Origin of the sequence: Sphingobium sp. Leaf26 (assembly GCF_001421665.1) — a bacterium.
Taxonomy (GTDB): domain Bacteria; phylum Pseudomonadota; class Alphaproteobacteria; order Sphingomonadales; family Sphingomonadaceae; genus Sphingobium.
This window is the reverse complement of record NZ_LMKV01000023.1, coordinates 329,894-350,591: the sequence shown is the minus strand read 5'-3', so window position 1 is coordinate 350,591 and position 20,698 is coordinate 329,894. Positions and strand designations below refer to the sequence as shown.

The following is a 20,698-nucleotide window of genomic DNA, read 5'->3' as shown; positions in this document are numbered from 1 at the left end:
GCTACTCGATACGACAAGATCGCCGCCAACTTCCTTGGCTTCATCAAGCTCGCCAGCATCATGCTATGGCTCAAATGATTAAATCGTCACTACAGCCTAGCAATCTTTTGATTCTAGTGGATTTTACGATTTTGACATTTGCAGACCCATCCCAGCCGCCAGGGGATGCAAATGTCAAGATCAATCCACTAGAGGTTGGCATCCGTCTGGTTCAGCACATTGCGCTTGCATGACGCACAGAACATTTCATGCCATATCGAGAGGCGCGCGCAGCTATCGCGCCGAACGATGGCATGGCAGTGGACCGAGGTTCAGTCGAGATGCAGATATCTCGTGTCGAAATCCGCGACTCTAGCGAGCTGAAGGAAATCGAGAATGCGAATCGATCGTTTACTTCTTTCGATATACCCTTCATCAGCAAGATGCTTGAGCGTCCTGTTTATATGAACATTGGTCAAGGCCAGAGCATCGGCCAATTGTTCCTGCGTCATGGGGAGTTCGTAATGATCCTTCTCGCCAAGACCTGCAACGTCCAGACGAACGGAAAATTCGCATAGAAGATGCGCGGTTCTCGCGCGGGCATCCCTGCGTCCGACGTTGAGCGTCCATTCGCGGAAAATGGCCGCATCGACTAACGTTTCATACCACATTGCCTCTCCGACTTGAGGATATGCGGTGATGATTTCGCGGATAGCGGCTACCGGTATCATCGCGACATCGACTGTGGTCAGCGCCTGAATGTTATGATCGGCACGGCGAAGAATCGAATTGTGCAGATCGACAACGTCGCCCTTCATATGGATGGAAAATATTTGCCGGCCGCCATTTCCGGCGACTTTATGGCGAATGGCGTAACCGGAGAGCAGCAGGCAGCTATGGGTTGGTCTGTCATCCTCCCGGACGATGAATTCGGATGCTCGTAACGAACGAATGACATGCGGAAGCGACAATATTGCCGCCTCGTCTGCCGCGGTCAGCGGCAGCCAGAGTTTGAGTTTATCGACCATGGGAGAGATGGGGGAAACAGGCATAAGCGCTCCGTAATTTGACGGGAGCGCATCGCATCTCTCAGTCATTGGCGGCCAAAACACAGCCAATGATGCCGTTACCCTATATAAAAACTTCGGTCTTGTCTCTGCATTATTAATCCATGAAACTAATCTGGGATAATAATGGTTTGGAGCCTATCGCTGGCTTCGATATGAGCGCCTGCGACTGAGAGATGTCACGCTCCCGCTCACAGGGAGGTGATATGCTCAACAGATTGCCGATATTGGTCGTGGAAGATGAGCCTTTTCTGGCGCTCAATCTGGTCATGGCTATCGAGGACAATGATGGGCTGGCGATCGGTCCGGTTTCGACGGTCGCCGAAGCATTGGCCCTGGTCGAAACTCAAAAGATAGTTGCTGCCATATTGGATGCCAACCTGCTGGACCGCGACGTGACGCCCCTTGCTCTGGCATTGATCGAAAGGCTCATACCCTTCGTCATTCATACCGGGACCGGATTGCCAGAGGAGTTGGCCCGGAAATATCCGGATCTGCCCGTCATCCTCAAGCCTGCGCGATCGACGGTCGTCCTTGCCGCCTTGCTCCAGCAGCTATCGCCCGATCGCAGCCTGTTCGAGCATTGATCGAGCGTTCATGCCGGCCACAGCCGGCATTATGCACATGGTCTTTGCAGGTATTGCGCGATCGAGGATGCCGTCACACCAATCCGTTGGCGATGGCGAAAGCCACCATATGAGACCGATTTCGGGTGCGTGTTTTCAACCGAATATGGTCGATATGACGCTCCACCGTACGCGGCGCGATATTGAGCAGCTTGGCAGCTTCCTTGGCAGACAGGCCAAGTGCGATGGCGCGCAGAGTTTCGAGTTCCCTGGGGGTCAGTTGATCGATCGGACCATGTGGCGGGTCATCCATGTAAAATTCCATTGATCCAGATCAATCAATACAGGCTTTCTGTTATCCTACGTAAAACGGAATATCATTGATACTGATACGAAATCATCGGCTGCACAACGGCAATGGCTGTACGTAAAAATCCCCCGTAGCAAGAATCGTGCGAGATATTTGCAATCTATGTTATGAATAATTGTTATGAAAAGAATCTGGTAAACGCGCCAGCAGATTTCGGCATTTAAATTCGTTGCACAATGGCGGCGGCAATCATCAGGCCACGTACTTTTGTGCAGATAGGGGAAATATGCTCGATATATCATGCAATTTGCAGCTGACGGTGCGAGAGACAGAGGTTGTTTGTCTCGTCGCACGTGGCATGTCTGCAAAAGAGGTGGCGTTGATGCTGGCAATCGCGCCCTGTACCGTAGAGCGCCATGTTGAAAATGTGCGTTTGAAGACGCGGACCCGAAACCGGGTCCATATGATTGCCTATGTCATCCGTAACGGGATGCTGGCGGACAAGACGGGATATGTGGTGAACGCTGCCTAATTGCAGGAGCGCATTATGCCTGTTCATCTTTCCAATCCGCATCTTAAAGGTGCGGGGCGTATCCTGGCGCCGCAGGGCGGCTACGGTGTCGGGCGGCTGCGGTCGATACCTGTCCAATGCGTACACTGCGTAGTTGTGACCGCAGACATCGGCGTTATCTTTTGTGTCAGCCTGATCATAGAGAGCGTTCCGTTTCTCTCTGAGGGCAACGACATGATACGGTTCGATCGGATCGGCGTAATGGCAGCGGGGCTGTTTGCAATTATAGCCCATCTGGTCGGCGCTTATGAATTGCCGGTTCATTTTTCGGTGCGTCGGTCACTGCTGCGCGCTGCCAATGCGTGGGCGGGCGTATTATTGTTCGTTTTCGGCCTGACGACGGCCGTGCTTGGCTTTTCCGGACGGGCATCCCCGACGATCCTTATATGGGCTGCCGCTTGCGCGCTGGCCCTCCTTTCAGGCCGTGCATTCATGGTCGGTACGACACGCTTCTTGCGCAGACGCGGGGTTTTCGATCAGCGCAGCGCCATGATCGGCACTGGACGATCTGCTGCCCAACTGGTTCGCTACGTCGCGCAACACGAGATATTGACCCTCTCCCTGATCGGTATTTTCGGAGATACGGCGGATATTTCAGATCAGGATGAAGTGGGTGTCCCCTATCTTGGTAACCTGACGGCGCTACTTTCGGCGATACGGGAAGGGATGGTCAAAAGGGTGATCATTGCCCTGCCATCCGATCAGGAAAGCCGGGTAAAAGCTATCGTTGCCCGCTTGTCGGAAACCCCTGTCGAAATTCGACTGCTACCCGCCAACGACAGCTTCTCATGGATGGAGAATCCTGTCGTGGTGCTGGGGGAACTGCCGGTCTTCACGCTGCTGGATTGGCCCTTGTCGCGTCGCCAGCGGCTGCTCAAAGCATTGGAAGATCGGTTGCTGGCCTTTGTCGCGCTTTTGATCCTGATGCCTGTGATGGGGATGATTGCATTGGCGATAAGGCTGGAATCCCCCGGCCCTGCTTTGTTTCGCCAGCAGCGACAAGGGTATAATTGCCGGAATTTCGCTATTCTCAAATTCCGCACCATGCATCAGGCCGAGCATCCGGCGGAGGCTGTGCGTCAGGCACAGCGGGGTGATCCGCGCGTGACCCGCTTCGGCGCCATGCTGCGCCGCACCAGCCTTGACGAACTTCCACAGTTGTTCAATGTCCTGATCGGGCAGATGTCGCTCGTCGGCCCACGGCCCCATGCGCCGTCGACGCGGGCGGCAGGTCGATTGTTCAGCGAGATCGCGCAAGCCTATCCGTCCCGTCACAATGTAAAGCCGGGCATGACCGGATGGGCGCAGGTTTGTGGCTGGCGCGGGGAAACGCAGAGCGAGGCGCAACTACTCGGCCGGCTTGAGCATGATCTTTACTATGCCCGGAATTGGTCGTTGTGGTTCGACCTGCGCATCATGTTTCGGACGATCGCAACGGTGATGGGTCAGCAAAATGCCTATTGAAAGATGGGGACGGAGTTGTCCGGGAGCGTGGAGACGCGCGCCCATGCGGCGGTGAAACCGACGACTGGAGTGAAGGAATCGACTATAATTTCGACCTGTCCAGCGATGTGTACGCGGGCCTGTCCACTGATACCTGAATGGATATCCGTCGTAGCCATAGACAATCCGCATCCCAAAGCCTTCAAACATGCTTCCTTGCGGGTCCAGCCTTGAAGAAAGGCGACACCCCGCCGCGATGTGGGTGCCAAAGGGGCCAGTGCGTCCCTTTCCTTCGGGTGGAAATGCAATGCGCTGAGTTCGTCTGCATCAGCTAGATTACGGTTGGTTTCGATGTCGACACCGACCCGATTGTTGAAGTCCATGCCCACAAGGGCGAGATCGTCGGCGTAGCTCAGGCTGAATTGCCAGTTTGGGAAGTTTGCAAGTTGCGGTTTCCCATCGGCTTGCAGGACGAAGCGCTGACGATGCGCGGCGACGCCACAATGTTCCTCCAAAAGAACACGCACTGCGATGTGCGCGTTGAGATAGCGATTCCTATGGCGCGGGGACGCAAAACGGGCGGCGCGTTCGCACTCCATGTCGGATAAACAGCTGACGGCCTGGGCGTCTGGTGGAGCGGAAAGGTCGACCAGCCAAAGAGACAGTGGCGCATCTATGGCCAGCGGACGAGCCAGGCGCGCGATATCCAGCATATACGCCATTGTTCCTGCTCCTGTTCCTGGCGCCTTATCTGGCATGCGGTCCATGCAAGAAGGCGGACCCTTTGACGAAATCTCGAAAGAGGAAGGGGACAACCCTATCCTTGCGCGATCGAAAGCGTCTGAGTAAGCGCCACAGCAGATGTCCCGCCATCCAGCATATGTCGGCCAACAGCGCATAGCTTCGGCCATGATTCATGATGAAATAGCGGCGCCGGGCGTCGAACCAGTAAGCGGGAATACGACTGAAGCCCGCTTCGGTCAGTCCCGTGCTTTGGCCTGCGATATGCAACACGACGGCAGATGGCAGATACCAGCATGTCCATCCATGATGCCGCGCCTTCAGGCATAGATCGGTCTCCTCATAATAGAGGAAATAGCCTTCATCCATGAGGCCGGTGGCCTCCAGCGTTTCGCGACGCACGACCAGGCTGGCGCCCGACACCCAGTCCACCTGTTCGGGAATATTCCCCATGGATCGGGGTACGCGATGATCGCGCAGCAACCGGCTGATGATGCCGATGCTGGCGCCGCGTTCCAGTTCGCTGAAAATGGATGGAAAGCGGAAGGCAAAAGGCCAGGGGCGCTCATTGCCATCGAACAACATGCTGCCGACGATGCCTACGTCTGGGCGGGCATGGAAAAAGTCCAGAAGAGCACCCAATGTACCCGGAAAGACCCGGGTGTCAGGATTGAGCATCCAGAACAGATCAGGCGTTGCGTCCGCCATCGCCGTGCGGAAGGCTATGTTGTTCCCGTAGGCAAAGCCTCCGTTGAAGCCGGACGGGATCAATTGTGCCCAATCGGTCCAGTGGCGTTCAGCGATGGCGGTTGCGATGACATGCGCGGAATTGTCGAGGGAGGCGTTGTCGATAATCAGGACTTTGGTTTGATGGAAAGCGGCGATTTCATCGACAAGACTGGCGAGGCAGTCGACCACGAGCGCGGCGGTGCAATAGTTGACGATGACGATCGTCAATTTTGGCGCGCCTTGCCTGTCCACGGACGGTGCGCGCTCGATCAACGGGATGACATTTCGACGATGGCGTCCATTGCCTGCCTGACGCTTGACCCCGCGCTGTCAGGGGGAGGCCGGGTTTCGATGGACGGCGCAACCTCTTCGGCGCAGGCGCGCTCAATCGCGGCACGCATGGCGTCGGCCAATATGTCTACATTGGGTTCCTGCAATATACTGCTATGGCCGCCGGGAACGTTGATAAGGGATACGTCCCCGGCGACCCGCTTGCCCCAGCCGAATATATAGTCGGTATATAATTCGACATAGGGGACGTCGTCGTCGGCGCCGGTGCCGTGCGTGGCTTTGAAGAGGACGACCTGGCCACCGTCGAACAGCCCATGCGGGCGATGGGCGCGGTGGGCGACTTCGTACAAGTGCAGGAAGGACAAGTCGGGCGCGGTATCCTGGGCGTCATCGGCGTTCGCCATTTTGGCGACGGTGCGCGTGCGCCGCATCCATTCCAGACGGGTTCTCACATCGTAAGTCACGGCATTGGCGGCGCGGCGTGCCAGCAAGGCAAGGGGCGCACCTTCTCCTGACGTGCGATTACGCAGAAGCGCGCGCATGCGTTGGATGCGCGTGCGTGTAATATAAAAAGATCGTTTGTTCGCTTCGACGTCGGCCGCATCGATGATGCCAACGAAGGCCGTTATTTCTCCCAAGTCCTGCAACTGCCGCGCCATCTCGAAAGCGATTACGCCGCCGGCGCACAAACCGGCCAGCAGATAAGGGCCTTTGGGTTGCACGGTTCGCATGCGCGCGACGTAGGACGCAGCCATCTCCGGGATACCGATGTGGACATGGGTGCCGCCCACATGACGCTCCGGCTCTATCCCCAATATCGGGCGACCCGCCTCCATTCGCATCGCCAGCGCGCGATAGAGCAATGTTTCGCCCAGTCCGTCGTGGATCATGAAAAGCGGCGTCTTGTCGGCTATGCCCGGCCGAATGGTGATGACGGACAGGCTCGTTTCCGGCGCGCTGGCATCGCTCCGTGATGTCGGTGCAACCGCGCTGTCCGGGTCGATCAGTGCGCCAAGCTTTTCTACGGTTGATGTTTCCAGCAATGTGGCGAGGGGCAATTGCCTGCCGGTTCTTTTGCGCAGCCGATTCATGAATTGCACGCCCAGCAGGGAATGGCCGCCAAGGTCGAAAAAATCATCGCTGCGCTGAACGTCTCTGACACCCAGCATGTCGCTCCATATTTCCGCGATGATCCGTTCTGCGGCGGTGGCGGGCGGATTGCCGCCGGTCTGTCGATCATCTTGGACAATGGCGCGTTCGGGCTGATAGGGGGAACGCAGACGAGCGACGGCCTGATGCAGATCGAATGGCGAGATGATGAAATGGGCTGCGCGACCGCCGGAAAGAAGTGCCTCGATGATGCGCAGTCCTTCGGCGGGGCGCATATCCTGGCTAATCTGCTCCAACGGGGCGGATCTGGCCGTTGTCGATGGAGGCGCGGCGTCGGTGCTGGACAATGCCGATCCGGCCGCCATTTTGAGCATCGTGAATTCCGAGATTTCCACGACGACCCCGCCGTCCGCATCCGCCAGAAGAACGTCGAATTGGGCGACCGATTCGCTTGTGGCGGGGCGATAGCGGACGTGGCTGAACAGGCGTGCAGGCAGCGCGCCGTGCAGTTTGACGGACCCGTAGGACGCCGGCGCGAAAAAATCACGGCCGGGGCGCCGCGCGGCGATCAGGCATTGCGCACCGGCGGTCGCAAAATCGAGCAGGGCCGGATGAAGCGCGATCCGTTCCAGATCCGGCTCGAACTGCGGCGCGATCGCCAGTTCCAGCAGCGCTTCGTCCGGCCCGACGTGCAAGTGGCGGGCCGTTTGCCAACGCGGTCCGAACCGCATCATGGACGACGCATCGGTGAGCGCGGCGATATCGCCGGTGTCGGTGCATCCCATGATGAGCGCATCTATGTCGATGGACAGGGGAGCGGTCCGGGGCAGGGGCTGGACCATGCCCCGGACATGTTCGGTCCAGCCCTGTTCGGGCAGGGCATCGGTCGGGCGGCCCCATATGGCGCAGTGCCAATGGCCTTCGCCGCGCGGATGCAGATGGACGCGCAGATCCCTTCTCTGTCCGTCCGCGACCATGAAGGGTGCCAGGAACAGGATGTCGCGCAGTTCGGCGGGGCCAGGCTCGACGTGCGCGAAGGCTGCCCTGATCAATTCCAGAAACCCGGTGCCGGGGATGAGGGCGCTGCCGTCGGCCATCCTATGTTCGTCCAGCAACCAATGCGCATCGGGCGACAGCGTAGCTTCCACCACCAGTTCGTGCGGCGAGAGGCGATGTACGCCGTGGAGGAAGGGATGATCGATCGCGTCTCCCGTACCGAGCGGTGCGGTGGCGCGATCACGCGCCGCCTGTTCGGATAACAGGGATGCCATGCCGACATCTTGCCATCGGCTCCATGCGACGGACATTACGCGGGTCACGTCCTGTCGGCGGCTCTGTGCATAGGCGTCGAGGAATGCGTTACCGGCGGCATAGTCCGCTTGCCCCGCCAAACCTGCAAAGGCGCTGATCGAAGAGAATAGCATCATGAAGTCAGGTTGTTGGTCGAGCAGGACGTCATGGAGCGCCAAAGTGCCGTGCAACTTGGCGGCCAGCACCCGGTCCATCGACGCGCGGGTCTTGAGTTGCAGCAGTTCGTCGTCAAGGATGCCTGCGGCGTGAAAGATGCCGTCGATCCCGCCCCATTGTTTGCCAACCTGTCGAACGGCGCGCCGCATGGCGCCCACATCGCACACATCCGCCGCGATCGGCATGACGTTGCCACCGGCAGCTTCGATCGCATGGATTTGCCGAATGATCTGCGCTTGCGGGTCAGCGCCGGCCCGCGCCATGACATCCTGCCATCGCGCGCGTGGCGGCAAGGCCCGGCGAGTCAGCAGCACCAGTCGTGCCTCGCAGGTCCGCGCCAGATGCTCGGCCAGCAACAGCCCGAGCCCCCCAAGCCCGCCGGTGATGAGATAGACGCCGCCTTGTTTCAGACCGTTGCCGGATGACGGCCGCGACGCCGGGATGTGCGTGTTCGCAAAATCGCCGACCCAGCGTTCCGATGCGCGATAGGCTACGACCTCCGCATCGTCCGGATCGGCCAATTCGGCGATCAGCATATCGACCAGCGACGCCCAGCCCGGATCTTGGCGCGACGGCAGGCGGAGGTCGATATTGCGCAGATTGATATTCGGATATTCGCGCGGGATGACGCGGATCGGTCCCAATATTGTCGCCTTGGCCGGCGACAATCCGTCCTCATCGGACACGCGTTGTATCCCGTCGGAAAGAACCGCGATGACAATGGAGTCATTGACCCTTTCGCCCAGCGCCTGCACCAGGAAAATCAGGCTGAACATGCCCCGATCCTGCAATTCGGTCACATCATGACGTTGGCCGCCGGTTACCAGCCAGCCATGATAGATATGGCTTGGCATCCTGCCCAGGTCCGCCAACAGGCCGATGAGGCGGCCATAATCTTCCGCTTTGCGGACATCGACTTCGAAATTGTCGTCGGCCAGCTGTTTAAAGCGGCGCCCCGGTCGCACGGTCACGACGTGGCGACCCTGTGCGCGCAGGGTTGCGGCCAGTGCCACGCCGATACCCGCCTGATCCTCGAACAGCAGGACGTCGCCATCGACCGGTACAGCCAATTTTTGTGGCGTGCGGTGCCAGATCGGCTCGTAAAGCCAGTCGGCCATATCGTCCCGCCGAGGCAATGGCTCGTCGGCGGGTGTGATGCCCTGCGCCAGACCGTTGGTGGTAGGCGCCGATGCACCCGGCGCGAACCAATGTCTGGTGCGATCGAACTGATAGGTCGGCAACGGAATCCGGCAGCGCCGCTCCTGCGTCCAGAACCCGTCCCAGTCCGGCGTTACACCCGAAGCCCATAGCTGGCCCAGCGTGTCGAGCAAATGGGCAAGGTCAGTCGTCTTATGGTCGTCCTTGTGCCGCATGCAATGGAATATGGGCTGGTCGGGCGAACGATCGGGATGCTGGCGCGCAAGACTCGACAAGACCCGGCCCGGCCCGACTTCCAGCAGCACACGATCCGGGTCAGCCATCAATCGGGAAAGCCCATCTGTAAATCGTACCGTCTGGCGCAGATGCCGGACCCAATAATCGGGGTCTGTCGCTTCATCCGGCGTAATCCAGTTCCCGGTAAGGTTGGACACGAATGCCAGCGTCGGCGGATTGAGCGTGACCGCCCCAAGCACGCGCCGAAAATCGTCCAATATGGGGTCGAGCATTGTGGAATGCGCGGCGACAGATATGCCCACGCGGTGGGTTTCCACCTCCAATGCCTTCAATGTTTCGTCAAAAGCCAGGATCTGGGGCGTCGGACCGGACACGACGACGAGCCGGGGGCCGTTGACCGCTGCGATCGACAGCCCCGGCGGCAGCAACGGTAGCAGGTCCGCTTCGGACATTGGGACGCTCAGCATGCTGCCGGCTGGAACCGTTTCGAACAAACGTCCGCGTGCGCGCACGATCATCAGCGCATCGGCCAGGCTGAATACGCCCGCCAAGTGAGCGGCTGCATATTCGCCCGAACTATGGCCGATCATCGCGCCAGGGGCGACGCCCCACGACATCCACAGCCGCGCCAACGCCACCTGGACGGCAAAGAGGAGAGGCAGGGCGATCGACGGACGTTGCAACGCTTCGTCCGCCAGTGCGATGTCGTGCGTGTCGGGGTGTAACCAGCGCCTCAGCGCGTCGCCGTCATCCAGTCCCAGATGGGCAAGGCATTCGTCGATCACGGCGCGAAATAGCGGTTGCGTGTCATAAAGGTCAGCGCCCATCCCGGCATGTTGCGCCCCTGCGCCGCAGAAGAGGAATGCTACCTGGCGGCCAGCCCTGCCGGCGATAGCGCCATGGACGCGGGCCGCATCCGGCGATGTCAGAGCTGCAGCGGCGTCGGTGCTGTCCCTCGCGATCAGAATGCGGCGGTGGGACAAGTGCCGACGGCCGGTGCCGAGCGTATAGGCGACATCTGCCAGATCGATATTGCGATGGCGCGACAGATGATCGGCCAGCGCGGCGCAATTGGCATCGAGTGCCGTCTCGTTCTGGGCCGACAGCATCAGCAATTGCCATGGTCGGCTGGTGCCGCCCGATGGCCGGCTGGGCGCCTGTTCCAGGATGAGATGGGCATTGGTGCCACCCACGCCGAGCGAACTGACACCGGCGCGCCGTGGCTTCCCGGCCTTTTCAGGCCAGGGCTGTAATGCCGATACGACCTTGAAGGGGCTGGTTTCGAATGCGCAACCGGGATTGGGGCTTCTATAGTGCAGCGTTGGCGGAATTGCGCCATGATGCAGGGACAAGGCGACCTTGATGACGCTGGCCACCCCCGCGGCCGTATCGGTATGACCGATATTGCTTTTCACCGACCCGATCCCGCAAAAACCGATATCGCGCGTACCCCGCCGATAGGCCTGCGTCAGTGCCGCGATTTCGATCGGATCGCCGACCCGCGTACCGGTGCCATGCGCTTCGACATAGTCGATGCTGCGGGAGTCGATCTGCGCTACGTCCAGCGCCTCGCTGACGACGCTGGCATGACCATCGACGCTGGGGCTGAGATAGCTGACTTTGCCCGACCCGTCATTGTTGACCGCCGACCCGCGAATGACCGCGTAGATATGGTCATTGTCCGCAACCGCATCTTCCAGCCGCCGCAGAAGAACGACGCCGACGCCGCTGGCGAACACCGTGCCGGTTGAATCTGCATCGAACGGACGGCAATGGCCATCGGCACTGGCTATGCCGCCATCCTCATACAGATAGCCATGGCCATGGGGCAGTTCGATCGAGGCTGCACCGGCCAGAGCCATGTCGCATTCGCCGTTAAGCAGGCTTTGTACCGCGCTGTGGATCGCTACCAGCGATGTCGAGCAGGCAGTCTGCACATTCACGCTCGGCCCTTTGAGGTTGAGCAGATAGGACAGGCGGGTGGTCAGAAAATCCTTGTCATTGCCGGTATGGCGCAGAAGGAACAGGCCGACATCGCGGACCAGTTTGGGATTGGTCAGCAGGTTCGCCGCCAGATAGGCATTATGCCCTGTTCCGCCGAACACACCGATTGCGCCTGTTACACGATCGGCAACATGGCCAGCATTTTCCATGGCTTCCCACGCACATTCCAGAAACTGGCGGTGCTGGGGGTCCATGATCGCGGCGTCGCGCGGGCTGAGGCCGAACAAGCCCGCATCGAAACAGTCCATGTCGGCCAGGGGCGCGCCTGAACGCACATAGCCCGGAAGGGCAAGCGTGCGGGCGTCTACCCCGGCGGCGAGCAGCGCGTCGTGCGTATAATGTTCTATGCCTTCCTTCCCATCGCGCAGCGCCTTCCAATAGGCTTCTGTTCCCCGCGCGCCCGCAAAACGGCACGACATGCCGATGATCGCCACCGCGTTGTCGATGCCGGCCCCATCGCCGGTCGCATGGCTTTCCCCAAAATCTTCGGCGCGGTACATGAAGGCTTTCCCCTATTCCTGTGCAATGACGGGCGTTCTTGCAGGTCTGCGCCGACGGAGTGCGGCCCGTCGTTCGGCTGCGCGGACCTGCCCTTGCGATACGTCCACCGCATCGCCCTTATCGTCATCGGAAAGATGGGCGCTGAGCATTTGGATGGTCGGAAAGCGAAAGATGTCGGTCAGCGCCAGCGGACGATCAAATGCGTCGCGCAGATGGCGGTGTACCTGAACCGCCAGCAGCGAATGCCCGCCGATGTCGAAGAAATTGTCGTGTGTGCCCACCTCGTCGAGTTTGAGCACTTCGCGCCAGATGGCCGCGACCTTCTTCTCCAGCGCGTCGGCCGGGGCAACATGGGCGGCAGAGACGGACGCAATGCTTTGGCCGACCGGAACGGGCAGAGCCTTGCGGTCCACCTTGCCATTGGGGGTTCGCGGCAGCGCGCGCACCTCCATCAGGATCGACGGCACCATAAACTCCGGGAGATGCGCGCGCATGAGATCACGCAGTACGTCTCGCGGGGGGCAAGAAACGCCTGCTGGCACATAATAGCCGACCAGGCGGACATCTCCCGGAGTGTCCTCCCGAGCAGAGACAATCGCTTGCTCCACGCCGGGGTGACTGCTGAGGACCGCTTCGATTTCGCCCAATTCGATGCGGTAGCCCCGTATCTTGACCTGATCGTCCAGCCGCCCCAGAAATTCGAGCGTGCCGTCCGGGCGCTGGCGCGCCAGGTCGCCCGTGCGATAGCCGCGGGCATCATTGCGGAATGGGTGCGGAATGAACCGTTCCGCTGTCAGTTCGGGTCGATGCAGATAGCCCCGCACCACGCCTTCGCCACCGATGACCAGTTCGCCCGGAATGCCCGGCGGCAACAATTGCTGGCGACTGTCGAGGATGAAGATTTGCTGGTTTGCAAGCGGCCTGCCCAGTGGGACGGTTCCCGGCGCATCATCCAATCGGTGGACGGCAGACCAGATGGTGGTTTCCGTCGGACCATACATGTTCATCACCGTGCCGCCGACAAGGCCATGGAGATCCTGCGCCAACGCCGGCGGAAAGGCTTCCCCGCCGATCATCAGGCGGGTCAGCTTCGCCAGTTGGGGACGGGCGCTGTCGTCGGCCGCCAGCATATGCGCCATGGACGGCGTGCATTGGAGATGGGTGACATGATGACGGGCCATCAGCGCAGGCAGTGTTTCGGCCTGCGAGAGTTGCCCCGGATTGGCCAGTTGCCGCAATCGATCGAGCGCGGGCAGATGGTCGATCACCTGCTGCACCGGCAGGCCGAAATCGATCAGACAGCCGATTTCATCGACCCCGGCATCCCGTACGCGGTCCACCATCGCCAGGCAATCGTCCGGGGTGCCGAACAGGCCGCTCGTCGCATAATAGCGGTCGAACGCATGCTCCAGCAGCGCGTCCATTTCCGCGTCCGTGATGCTGCCCAGGTCGGTCTGCGCGCTCGATTGCTCCATGCCGGGGCGACGCTTGAACGCGGGGAAGGACCAGGCGTATGTCTTCACCAGATCGGTAGAGCTGCGCAGATAGGCGATCATCGGTCCGCGCACAGCTTCCCGTACCGCTCTTGCGTCGTCACCGACGAAACTGTGCAGCATTAGGGTGACATGGCCCTCGCCAACATGGCCTGCCGCCTTCCATGCTGCCCGATAGCGCGCGATCTTGACCGCCAGTTCATCGACCGTCTGGCCCAGCAGATGGGTGAGGATGAACGTCCCTGCCGTACCCGCCGCAGCGAAGGTATCGGCATTGCCGGCCGACGTGATCCATACCGGCAGTTCGGGCTGAACCGGGCGCGGGTAGATGGCGGTATCGACAGATGTGCCGAGGGGGCCGGGGAAGGCGCGCGTTTCGCCACGCCACAGCGCGCGTACCGTGTCTATGCCGGCCATCATGACGGCGTTGCGATCGGCAAAGGCATCGGGCCGCAACACGAAATCATTGGGCTGCCAGCCCGAAGCAAAGGATATGCCGACCCGGCCGTGCGACAGATTGTCGACCAGCGACCATTCTTCCGCCACGCGGATCGGGTGGTGCAGGGGCAGGACGACGCTGCCGCCCCGAATCTGGACCCGATCGGTGATGGTGGCGATCGCTGCGCTGGCCACCGATGGATTGGGATAGAGGCCGCCAAAGGCATGGAAATGCCGCTCGGGCGTCCAGATAGCAGTGAAATCATGGGTGTCGGCGAATTTGGCGCCTTCGATCAGCAGCCGATATTGGTCGGCCGCGCTTCCGCTATCGGCATTTGGAAAATAGAAGAGGCTGAACTCGACCGGCGCGGACGGCCTTTCCATCACGGGCCTGCCCGTCATCGCGTCGCTGGTCGCCAGCACGATGTGGAAGCCGCGTATGAGCGTCCAGTAAAGTTCCAGCACCGAAATGTCGAAGCTCAGGCTGGTCACCGCCAGCCATGTACCTGGTGCCTCAATCTCGCGGTCCATGCCCGCAAAGAAATTTACGGCATTGCGATGCTCGACCATCACCCCCTTGGGCTTGCCGGTGGAACCCGACGTGTAGATGACATAGGCGAGGTTTTCGGGCTGCACCGTAGACGGGACGGGGTCTGTGGAGAGCGATGCTATCGTCGGCCAGTCGCTGTCCAGACAGAGGATCGTCGCGTCGGTCGGCGGTAACGACCCGACAAGATCGCTGTCGGTGATGATGATCGCTGTCCGCGAATCCCTGATCATGTGGGCGATGCGATCGGGCGGGTAGGTCGGGTCGATCGGGACATAGGCGCCGCCTGCCTTATGGATCGCGATCATCGCGACCAGCAGGTCGACCGATCGCCCCGCATTCAGGCCGACCAGACTGTCCGGCCCGACGCCCAACAAGCGCAGGTGGCGGGCCAACTGGTTGGAACGGGCATCAAGCTGTGCGTAGCTCAGTGCCTTGTCGCGACAGGTTACGGCCATGCTGTCCGGCTTTCGTTGCGCCTGCTCCGTAAAAAGCTGATGGATGCACATATCCCGCCGAACAGGGGCGTCCGTGGCGTTCCATTCTTCCACGATCCGGCGCTGTTCATCGGGCGCGACCAGCGGCAGAGTGCCTATGGGTTGCGCGGGATTCATCTGGGCAGCGGTCAACAATGCCAGAAATCCGGCCTGCATGGCCAGGATCGCCTGCGGGCTCAGACGGCTGGGGTCATGGAACCATCGGCATGCGCGGCCGTCTGAACGCAAGGCGATCGTCAGGTCCGCGTCGGAGCGGGGACTGGCCTGCTCCAGCGTATCCACCACCAATAGGGCGATCGGCAAAGTGGCCGGATCGCGGGCATCCCTGCATCGTAACTCGGGACTGCGGGCAAACAGGTCTGCACTATGGCCGATCTTGCGCCGGATCTGCCGGATGTCGGCGCTCAGGCACTCGCGCAGATGGGTGAGGCTGCGTGTGAAATCGACGGCGACGCCCAGGGGCAGTTGGTCTGCGAACCAAGTTTCCATCCCGTCGTACGGGCTGCGCGAAATGGGGTCGGCATAGCCTATGTCGAAACGCGCCTTGTCGGCGATGCGCGCCAGATAGGCGACCAGTGCCGACAATATGGTGCGATCATGACCTGCGGGCGCGTCTTCCGGTCGCAGCCCGCACTGGTCGATATGGCTCAATCCGGGTGCGACAGAGCGGTTGCCGCAATCTATCTGGGGCAAAAGCAGTGGTTGGCGTTGCGCCAGTCTTTTGCGCCACCAGGGCTCAAAGCGCCCGCTCGCATTGGCAAGGATCGAAAGGTTGTCATGCTGTTGCGCGGTGAGAATATCGACCCGCGCGCCGGCGACAAATCCCCGATCGCCAAGTTCGGCGGCCGTCTGGATCGGCATGCCGCCATTTGTCGTGAGGCCGGAAAGCAGGATATCCTCGGTCACGGTGGCCATCAGCAGGCCGTCCATATCGGTGGTCAGGATGGTGCCGGTCGGCAGCCCCGACCGGCCCGGTTGCGCGATGGCCGTGCCGATCAGCAATGTCTGGCCGTTTACGCTGATTTTGGGCGATCCCAGTCTGTTGGCATAGCCGCCATGGTCGAGTGCCCGCACATGATCGGCGATGCTTTGGGCCGGGTCATTCCAGTCGATCACGCCTGCGCCGGGAAGGCGATGGCTCAGCCCGTAGAATTTGCCGGTTGTGTCATCCTGCGGCTGCGGGACGATATCACCCATTGCCAGACCGCTTATCAGGGTGTCGAAACTTTCAAGCGCCGCGGCAAAACATTTTGTGTTCGCCGAAAAAGCGGTTTCGTTGGCTGCAAGATCGAACGATCGGGTCAGCAATATGTCGCCGGCATCGACATGCGCGGTCATCAGGTGCCAACTGATGCCGTGCTGCGCTTCCCCGTTCAGCATTGCCCATAACGGCGTGTTCAGACCGGCATAGGCCGGCAGCAGCCCATCATGGAAATTGATCGCCGCGCGCCGCGGCAATATCAGGATATCGGGCGGCAGCATCTGTAAATTGGTGATACTGAACAGATAGTCGAACGGTGGCAGCTGCGCGTCAATCAAGGATGCGACATGTTCCAATGCAAAGATGCGTTCCTTGCCTGCCCATTCCAGAATGACCGGCTGATCGCTGACGATGGCGATGATGTCATGACCATGACTCCGCAACCGGGTGGCGCACTCGATCAGCAGGCGTTCCGATCCGACGAGCACACAACGCCATTGGTCGGCCTGTACGGGCTTGCTGCCGGCAAATGTCATGAGAATACGACCCTTGCCTGCCGCCGGCGGATCGCGGGTATGCCTATGATCAGCATTCCAAGGATGAACAGCCCGTATATCTGAAGGTCTGCCTGGGCTGCACTGCCTTCCCTGTCGCATGCGATCCGCGCTTGCGTGCTGGCTGCTGTAGCAGACTGTGTTGAGCCGGCGCTGGATTGCGGATATTGGCCCTTTTCGGTGCCTGCGCAACCTGTTGTGGCGTCACGCTGTCGAACGGTGGCTGCCGGACTGGCCGCATGCAGTCCTATTAACGCAATCAAGGCGATCGCTGAAAAGCGCATATCTTCCTCCAATATTCACATGAATGCCGATGGCATCGCAGATGAATTCATGAAGAACGTCATACTATATTCATGATCTGTCGGTAATTTCATCTATTACGTTGTGATTAATCACCATATCGGAATAAATGTTATTTATATTCTATGATTTTATATCTATTGTTTATGTTGTTTATCAAATATTCTACCTGTCCCTGGAGATGTGGCAGTTTTGCCAGTACGATCAGATTGGCCACTTGCGCATCATGGCGGCGGGAGATGCGCCACCAGAGTAGCGGCCATAGCGGCCAGGCCATGGGCAGCGCCCACAGGACATTACTGAAGAAGGTTCGTTTCAGCCCCGGATCGTCTCGCCCCGCGTCGGCAAAGGCTTCGGCGATCGCGTGACCATTGCGCCTGTTGCGTTGCCACCATTGACCAAAGCGCGTTATGGCCGCGTCATGCAACGTCATTTCCGCTGCAATGCGATCGACGGTCCAGCCGGCCCGGCGCAGACGATAGCAGAGTTCCGGTTCCTCGCCCGCGATCAGTGAAGGCTTGAAACCACCCACTGAGGCAAAGGCATCGGCGCGCATCAGCACGTCTCCGCCACAGCTGTGCGTTTCCCCGACGGGCGTATTCCATTCGATGTCGCATAACCGATTGTAGCGGCTGGCATGCGGATAGCGTTCGCGCCGGCGCCCGCAGACCGCGCCCAGGTCTGGCGCCCTTGATATAGCGGCGACGGCCACGTTCAGCCATCCCTCGGCCAGCTCGCAGTCCCCATCGATAAACTGGACCAGTTCGGTTGCGGGCTGAACGTCCATCAATCTGGCGAACCCGGCATTACGCGCCCGCGCAGCGGTAAAGCCATCGGCATGATCCAGTTCGACGATGATACATCCCATGTCGCGCGCCAGGGTCACGCTTTCGTCCGTCGATCCGGAATCGACATATATGGTCACCTCGATCTTGGCCCTGATGCTGGCGATGCAGACTGGCAGATGTTTTGCTTCATTGCGTCCGATGATCACGGCGCCCACTATCGGGGGGATATATGACATTGTGCGCACCTTTTCAGTCAGGTTCACGGCTGGTTCGGACCCAGTGTTTCTGTCTGCCGCCCATCAAGCGGCGGTAGATTGGCAGCTTCCACAGCAGATAGCGCGGCAGCTGGACGATCATTGCACCAGGCAGGATCTTGCGGCCCCCAAGCAGCCATATGAACAGGAGCGCACAGGCGGCCATGACTCCAGCGCCCAGCAGTGCCACAAAAGGTGCGACCGGCCCTCCCAGCGTCGCGACCCCGGCCAACAGGGCAAGGATCGCCATCGCGCCAAGTGCCAGCAGGGCCAGCGGGGCAATGGTCAGGTCCATCGCGATCGGCAGCAACGCGGGTTGCCCCGTCAGGCCAGCCCACAGGAAGCGCGGAATATAATGCAGGGCGGTAATGATCGACCCATGTTCCCATCGGGTACGCTGCCCCTGGGTCGCGGCCTGCGCGCTGGCGTTGCTGGTGAAGAGGGCATGGGTATCGAACCGGACCGGCGAGCCGGCCAAAGTCAGGTCCAGACCGAGCTTCAGATCTTCGACAAGAGAGCTGGTTTCCAGAGGCGCTGTATCGAAGATCCGCCAGGGAAATGCCATGCCTGTCCCTTGCAACAGGGCGCGGCCGCCGCTCAAACGCGCAAGCCCGCGTTGCCGCACCATGTTCTTCATCATGAAAGCCAGACAGGACACCCGCACCAGAGGCGTGGCATGGGGCGGTATGGTCAGCAGATAGCATCCTTGCACGACGCTTGCGTATCGGGCGGCATGGGCGGCCAGACGCGGCAATGCGCCCGGCCCCGGCAGGCAATCGGCGTCCACGATGATGACGATGGATGGCGGCGCGTCCTGCCGCAACGCGGCCCTGCCATAAGCCAGCGCATAGGCTTTTCCACGCAGATCGGGATCGTCGCGTTCCACCACGTCCGCGCCGGCCGCACGCGCAATCGCAGCGCTATGGTCCGTGCAATTATCCGCAACGACCAGCACCCGGTCGCACCTGCGGAGCTGGTTGCGCACGGCGCGGATGACCGCATCGATGCCATGGGCTTCGTCATGGGCGGGGATCAGAACGACGAATGGTGGCGCAGGAATATGGCTCTGCCTGGTTTCAGGAAAGGCGCCGACAAAGCATTCGGCCGCCAGCATCAGCAGAGGTGTCCCGGCGCATGCAGCGATCGCCCAACAGAGGATGAGGAGCATCGGTCAGGCCAACGGACGCAGAAGGTCGGCCAGATCGGCGACATTGTCGTCGATGTCATGGCCCGCCCTTACACGTTCACGCCCGACATCGCCCATGGCCCGCAACTGTTCGGTCGGCGTTTCGAGCGCGGCGATCATCGCATCGGCAAGGGCAGTCACCGACCCGGCCGGAATGATCCAGCCCGTTTCGCGATCGACCAGTTCCGATATGCCGCTAATCGACGTCGCGATAACCGGCCGGCCGAGCGCCAGGGCCTCCATGATGACGACGGGCAGCCCTTCTGCGAAGCTGGGCAGTACGAGCGCGCGCGCGCCGAGCATTTCTCGCCAGACGCTCTGGGGGTCGCGCCATCCGCATAGCGTGACGATATCCTCCAGATTCGCCGCTGCGATCTGGGCTTCCAGTTCCTCGCGCATCGGCCCGTCGCCGACGATGTTGAGATGAAAGTCATGGGTTTGCGCGACGATTGCGGCGGCGGCGATCAAAAGCGCAATGCCTTTCTGGGGGCTAAGCCGCGCCACGCAAATGAGCGTGTTGCCATGCAGGCCGTTGTCGGTGATCGGAGTGACGTGATGCATGAACAGCGGATCGCTGCCGCACCGGACAATGGCGACCTTTCGCCAGTCCTGGGGGGCAGACCAGCGCATGATCTGGCTTCGGCCAAACGCGCTGATCGCGATCACGAAGCGCGCGTCGGCCACCTTCTCGCAAATCTGGAGCTGTTCGGGTGCGTCGAATTCGTCGGGGCCGTGCATGGTCAGGCTATAGCTGAGCGGCCCCAAGCGGCTGGCTATCCGGGCGACGGTCGCCGGATTGGTGCCGAAATGCACATGGACGTGCCGGATGCCGGCCCGCTCCATCCGGTCAGCAAGGCGGCATGCTTCCAGAAAATAGGCGGTGCAGCGCACCAGTCCCTTGGCGCCATGCAGAAAGGTCGAACGGGTGACGCCCAATGCTCTGGCAAAGGCGCGTGGGCGCCGCACCATCCGGCTGAGGGCAGACCACAGCATGGTGACGATATGGCCGTCGAGCAATGTGATGGTGTTGTCCTGCTCGTCCTGGTCGGTCGCATCGGAAAAAATATCCGCCGATTGGCGGATCGTCAGCCGGGTCACCGAAAAGTCCAGCCGTTCCAGCGCCAATATTTCGTTGCGGATGAAGCTGTGACTGATCTTGGGATAGACGTTCGTCAGATAGGCGACCCGGACCAGCCCTGGCTCAGGCATGGTCTGGGTAAAGTGGCGCTGTGCCTGACCCGCAGCACGGGTCATTTCGGATAC

General features: G+C 60.5%; 13 protein-coding genes. 4 read left to right on the top strand and 9 right to left on the bottom strand.

Annotated elements, in window-relative coordinates:
• On the top strand, positions 1–233 hold a 233-nt coding region (locus tag ASE85_RS24005), incomplete at its 5' end, for a hypothetical protein (RefSeq protein ID WP_235523560.1).
• A gap of 78 nt (positions 234–311) precedes the next feature.
• Here the strand turns inward: ASE85_RS24005 and ASE85_RS15540 are convergent.
• Positions 312–1,031, bottom strand: coding sequence for a Crp/Fnr family transcriptional regulator (locus ASE85_RS15540; protein WP_056690299.1), 720 nt, complete (start codon positions 1,029–1,031; stop codon positions 312–314).
• A 221-nt stretch (positions 1,032–1,252) separates the two neighbouring features.
• On the opposite strand from ASE85_RS15540, the gene ASE85_RS15535 reads away from it, so the two are divergent.
• Positions 1,253–1,633, top strand: coding sequence for a response regulator (locus ASE85_RS15535; RefSeq protein ID WP_056690173.1), 381 nt, complete (start codon positions 1,253–1,255; stop codon positions 1,631–1,633).
• A 73-nt stretch (positions 1,634–1,706) separates the two neighbouring features.
• Here the strand turns inward: ASE85_RS15535 and ASE85_RS15530 are convergent, their stop codons facing one another.
• Positions 1,707–1,925 carry a response regulator transcription factor gene (locus tag ASE85_RS15530; protein WP_056690296.1) on the bottom strand — a complete coding sequence of 73 codons (219 nt, stop codon included), beginning with the start codon at positions 1,923–1,925 and terminating at the stop codon, positions 1,707–1,709.
• Positions 1,926–2,208: 283 nt separating this feature from the next.
• Between ASE85_RS15530 and ASE85_RS15525 the strand changes: the two genes are divergently transcribed.
• Entirely contained in the window at positions 2,209–2,454 is a 246-nt protein-coding gene (locus ASE85_RS15525) for a response regulator transcription factor (protein ID WP_056690170.1), read from the top strand.
• Positions 2,455–2,469: 15 nt separating this feature from the next.
• Positions 2,470–3,957, top strand: coding sequence for an undecaprenyl-phosphate glucose phosphotransferase (locus tag ASE85_RS15520; protein ID WP_156358372.1), 1,488 nt, complete (start codon positions 2,470–2,472; stop codon positions 3,955–3,957).
• Here ASE85_RS15520 and ASE85_RS15515 read toward each other — a convergent pair.
• From ASE85_RS15515 to ASE85_RS15480, 7 genes are all read right to left on the bottom strand, one after another.
• Complete coding sequence (locus ASE85_RS15515) at positions 3,951–4,658, bottom strand: 4'-phosphopantetheinyl transferase family protein (protein ID WP_056690165.1); 708 nt, start codon at positions 4,656–4,658, stop codon at positions 3,951–3,953. The two genes, ASE85_RS15520 and ASE85_RS15515, sit on opposite strands and share 7 nt — an antisense overlap.
• Before the next feature lie 25 nt (positions 4,659–4,683).
• The gene (locus ASE85_RS15510) at positions 4,684–5,634 is read right to left on the bottom strand and encodes a glycosyltransferase family 2 protein (protein WP_235523559.1); all 951 of its coding nucleotides are present in this window, start codon (positions 5,632–5,634) and stop codon (positions 4,684–4,686) included.
• A gap of 41 nt (positions 5,635–5,675) precedes the next feature.
• Positions 5,676–12,173: a type I polyketide synthase gene (locus ASE85_RS15505; protein WP_056690162.1), complete on the bottom strand. Its 6,498-nt coding sequence runs from the start codon at positions 12,171–12,173 to the stop codon at positions 5,676–5,678.
• Positions 12,174–12,185: 12 nt separating this feature from the next.
• Positions 12,186–16,886, bottom strand: a complete 4,701-nt coding sequence (locus ASE85_RS15500) for a MupA/Atu3671 family FMN-dependent luciferase-like monooxygenase (protein ID WP_056690159.1) — start codon at positions 16,884–16,886, stop codon at positions 12,186–12,188.
• Between the two features lie 433 nt (positions 16,887–17,319).
• Positions 17,320–18,231, bottom strand: coding sequence for a glycosyltransferase (locus ASE85_RS15490; RefSeq protein ID WP_082462856.1), 912 nt, complete (start codon positions 18,229–18,231; stop codon positions 17,320–17,322).
• Between the two features lie 13 nt (positions 18,232–18,244).
• Complete coding sequence (locus ASE85_RS15485; protein ID WP_056690153.1) at positions 18,245–19,363, bottom strand: glycosyltransferase family 2 protein; 1,119 nt, start codon at positions 19,361–19,363, stop codon at positions 18,245–18,247.
• Between the two features lie 57 nt (positions 19,364–19,420).
• The gene (locus ASE85_RS15480) at positions 19,421–20,689 is read right to left on the bottom strand and encodes a glycosyltransferase (RefSeq protein WP_162237467.1); all 1,269 of its coding nucleotides are present in this window, start codon (positions 20,687–20,689) and stop codon (positions 19,421–19,423) included.
• Positions 20,690–20,698 lie beyond the last annotated feature (9 nt).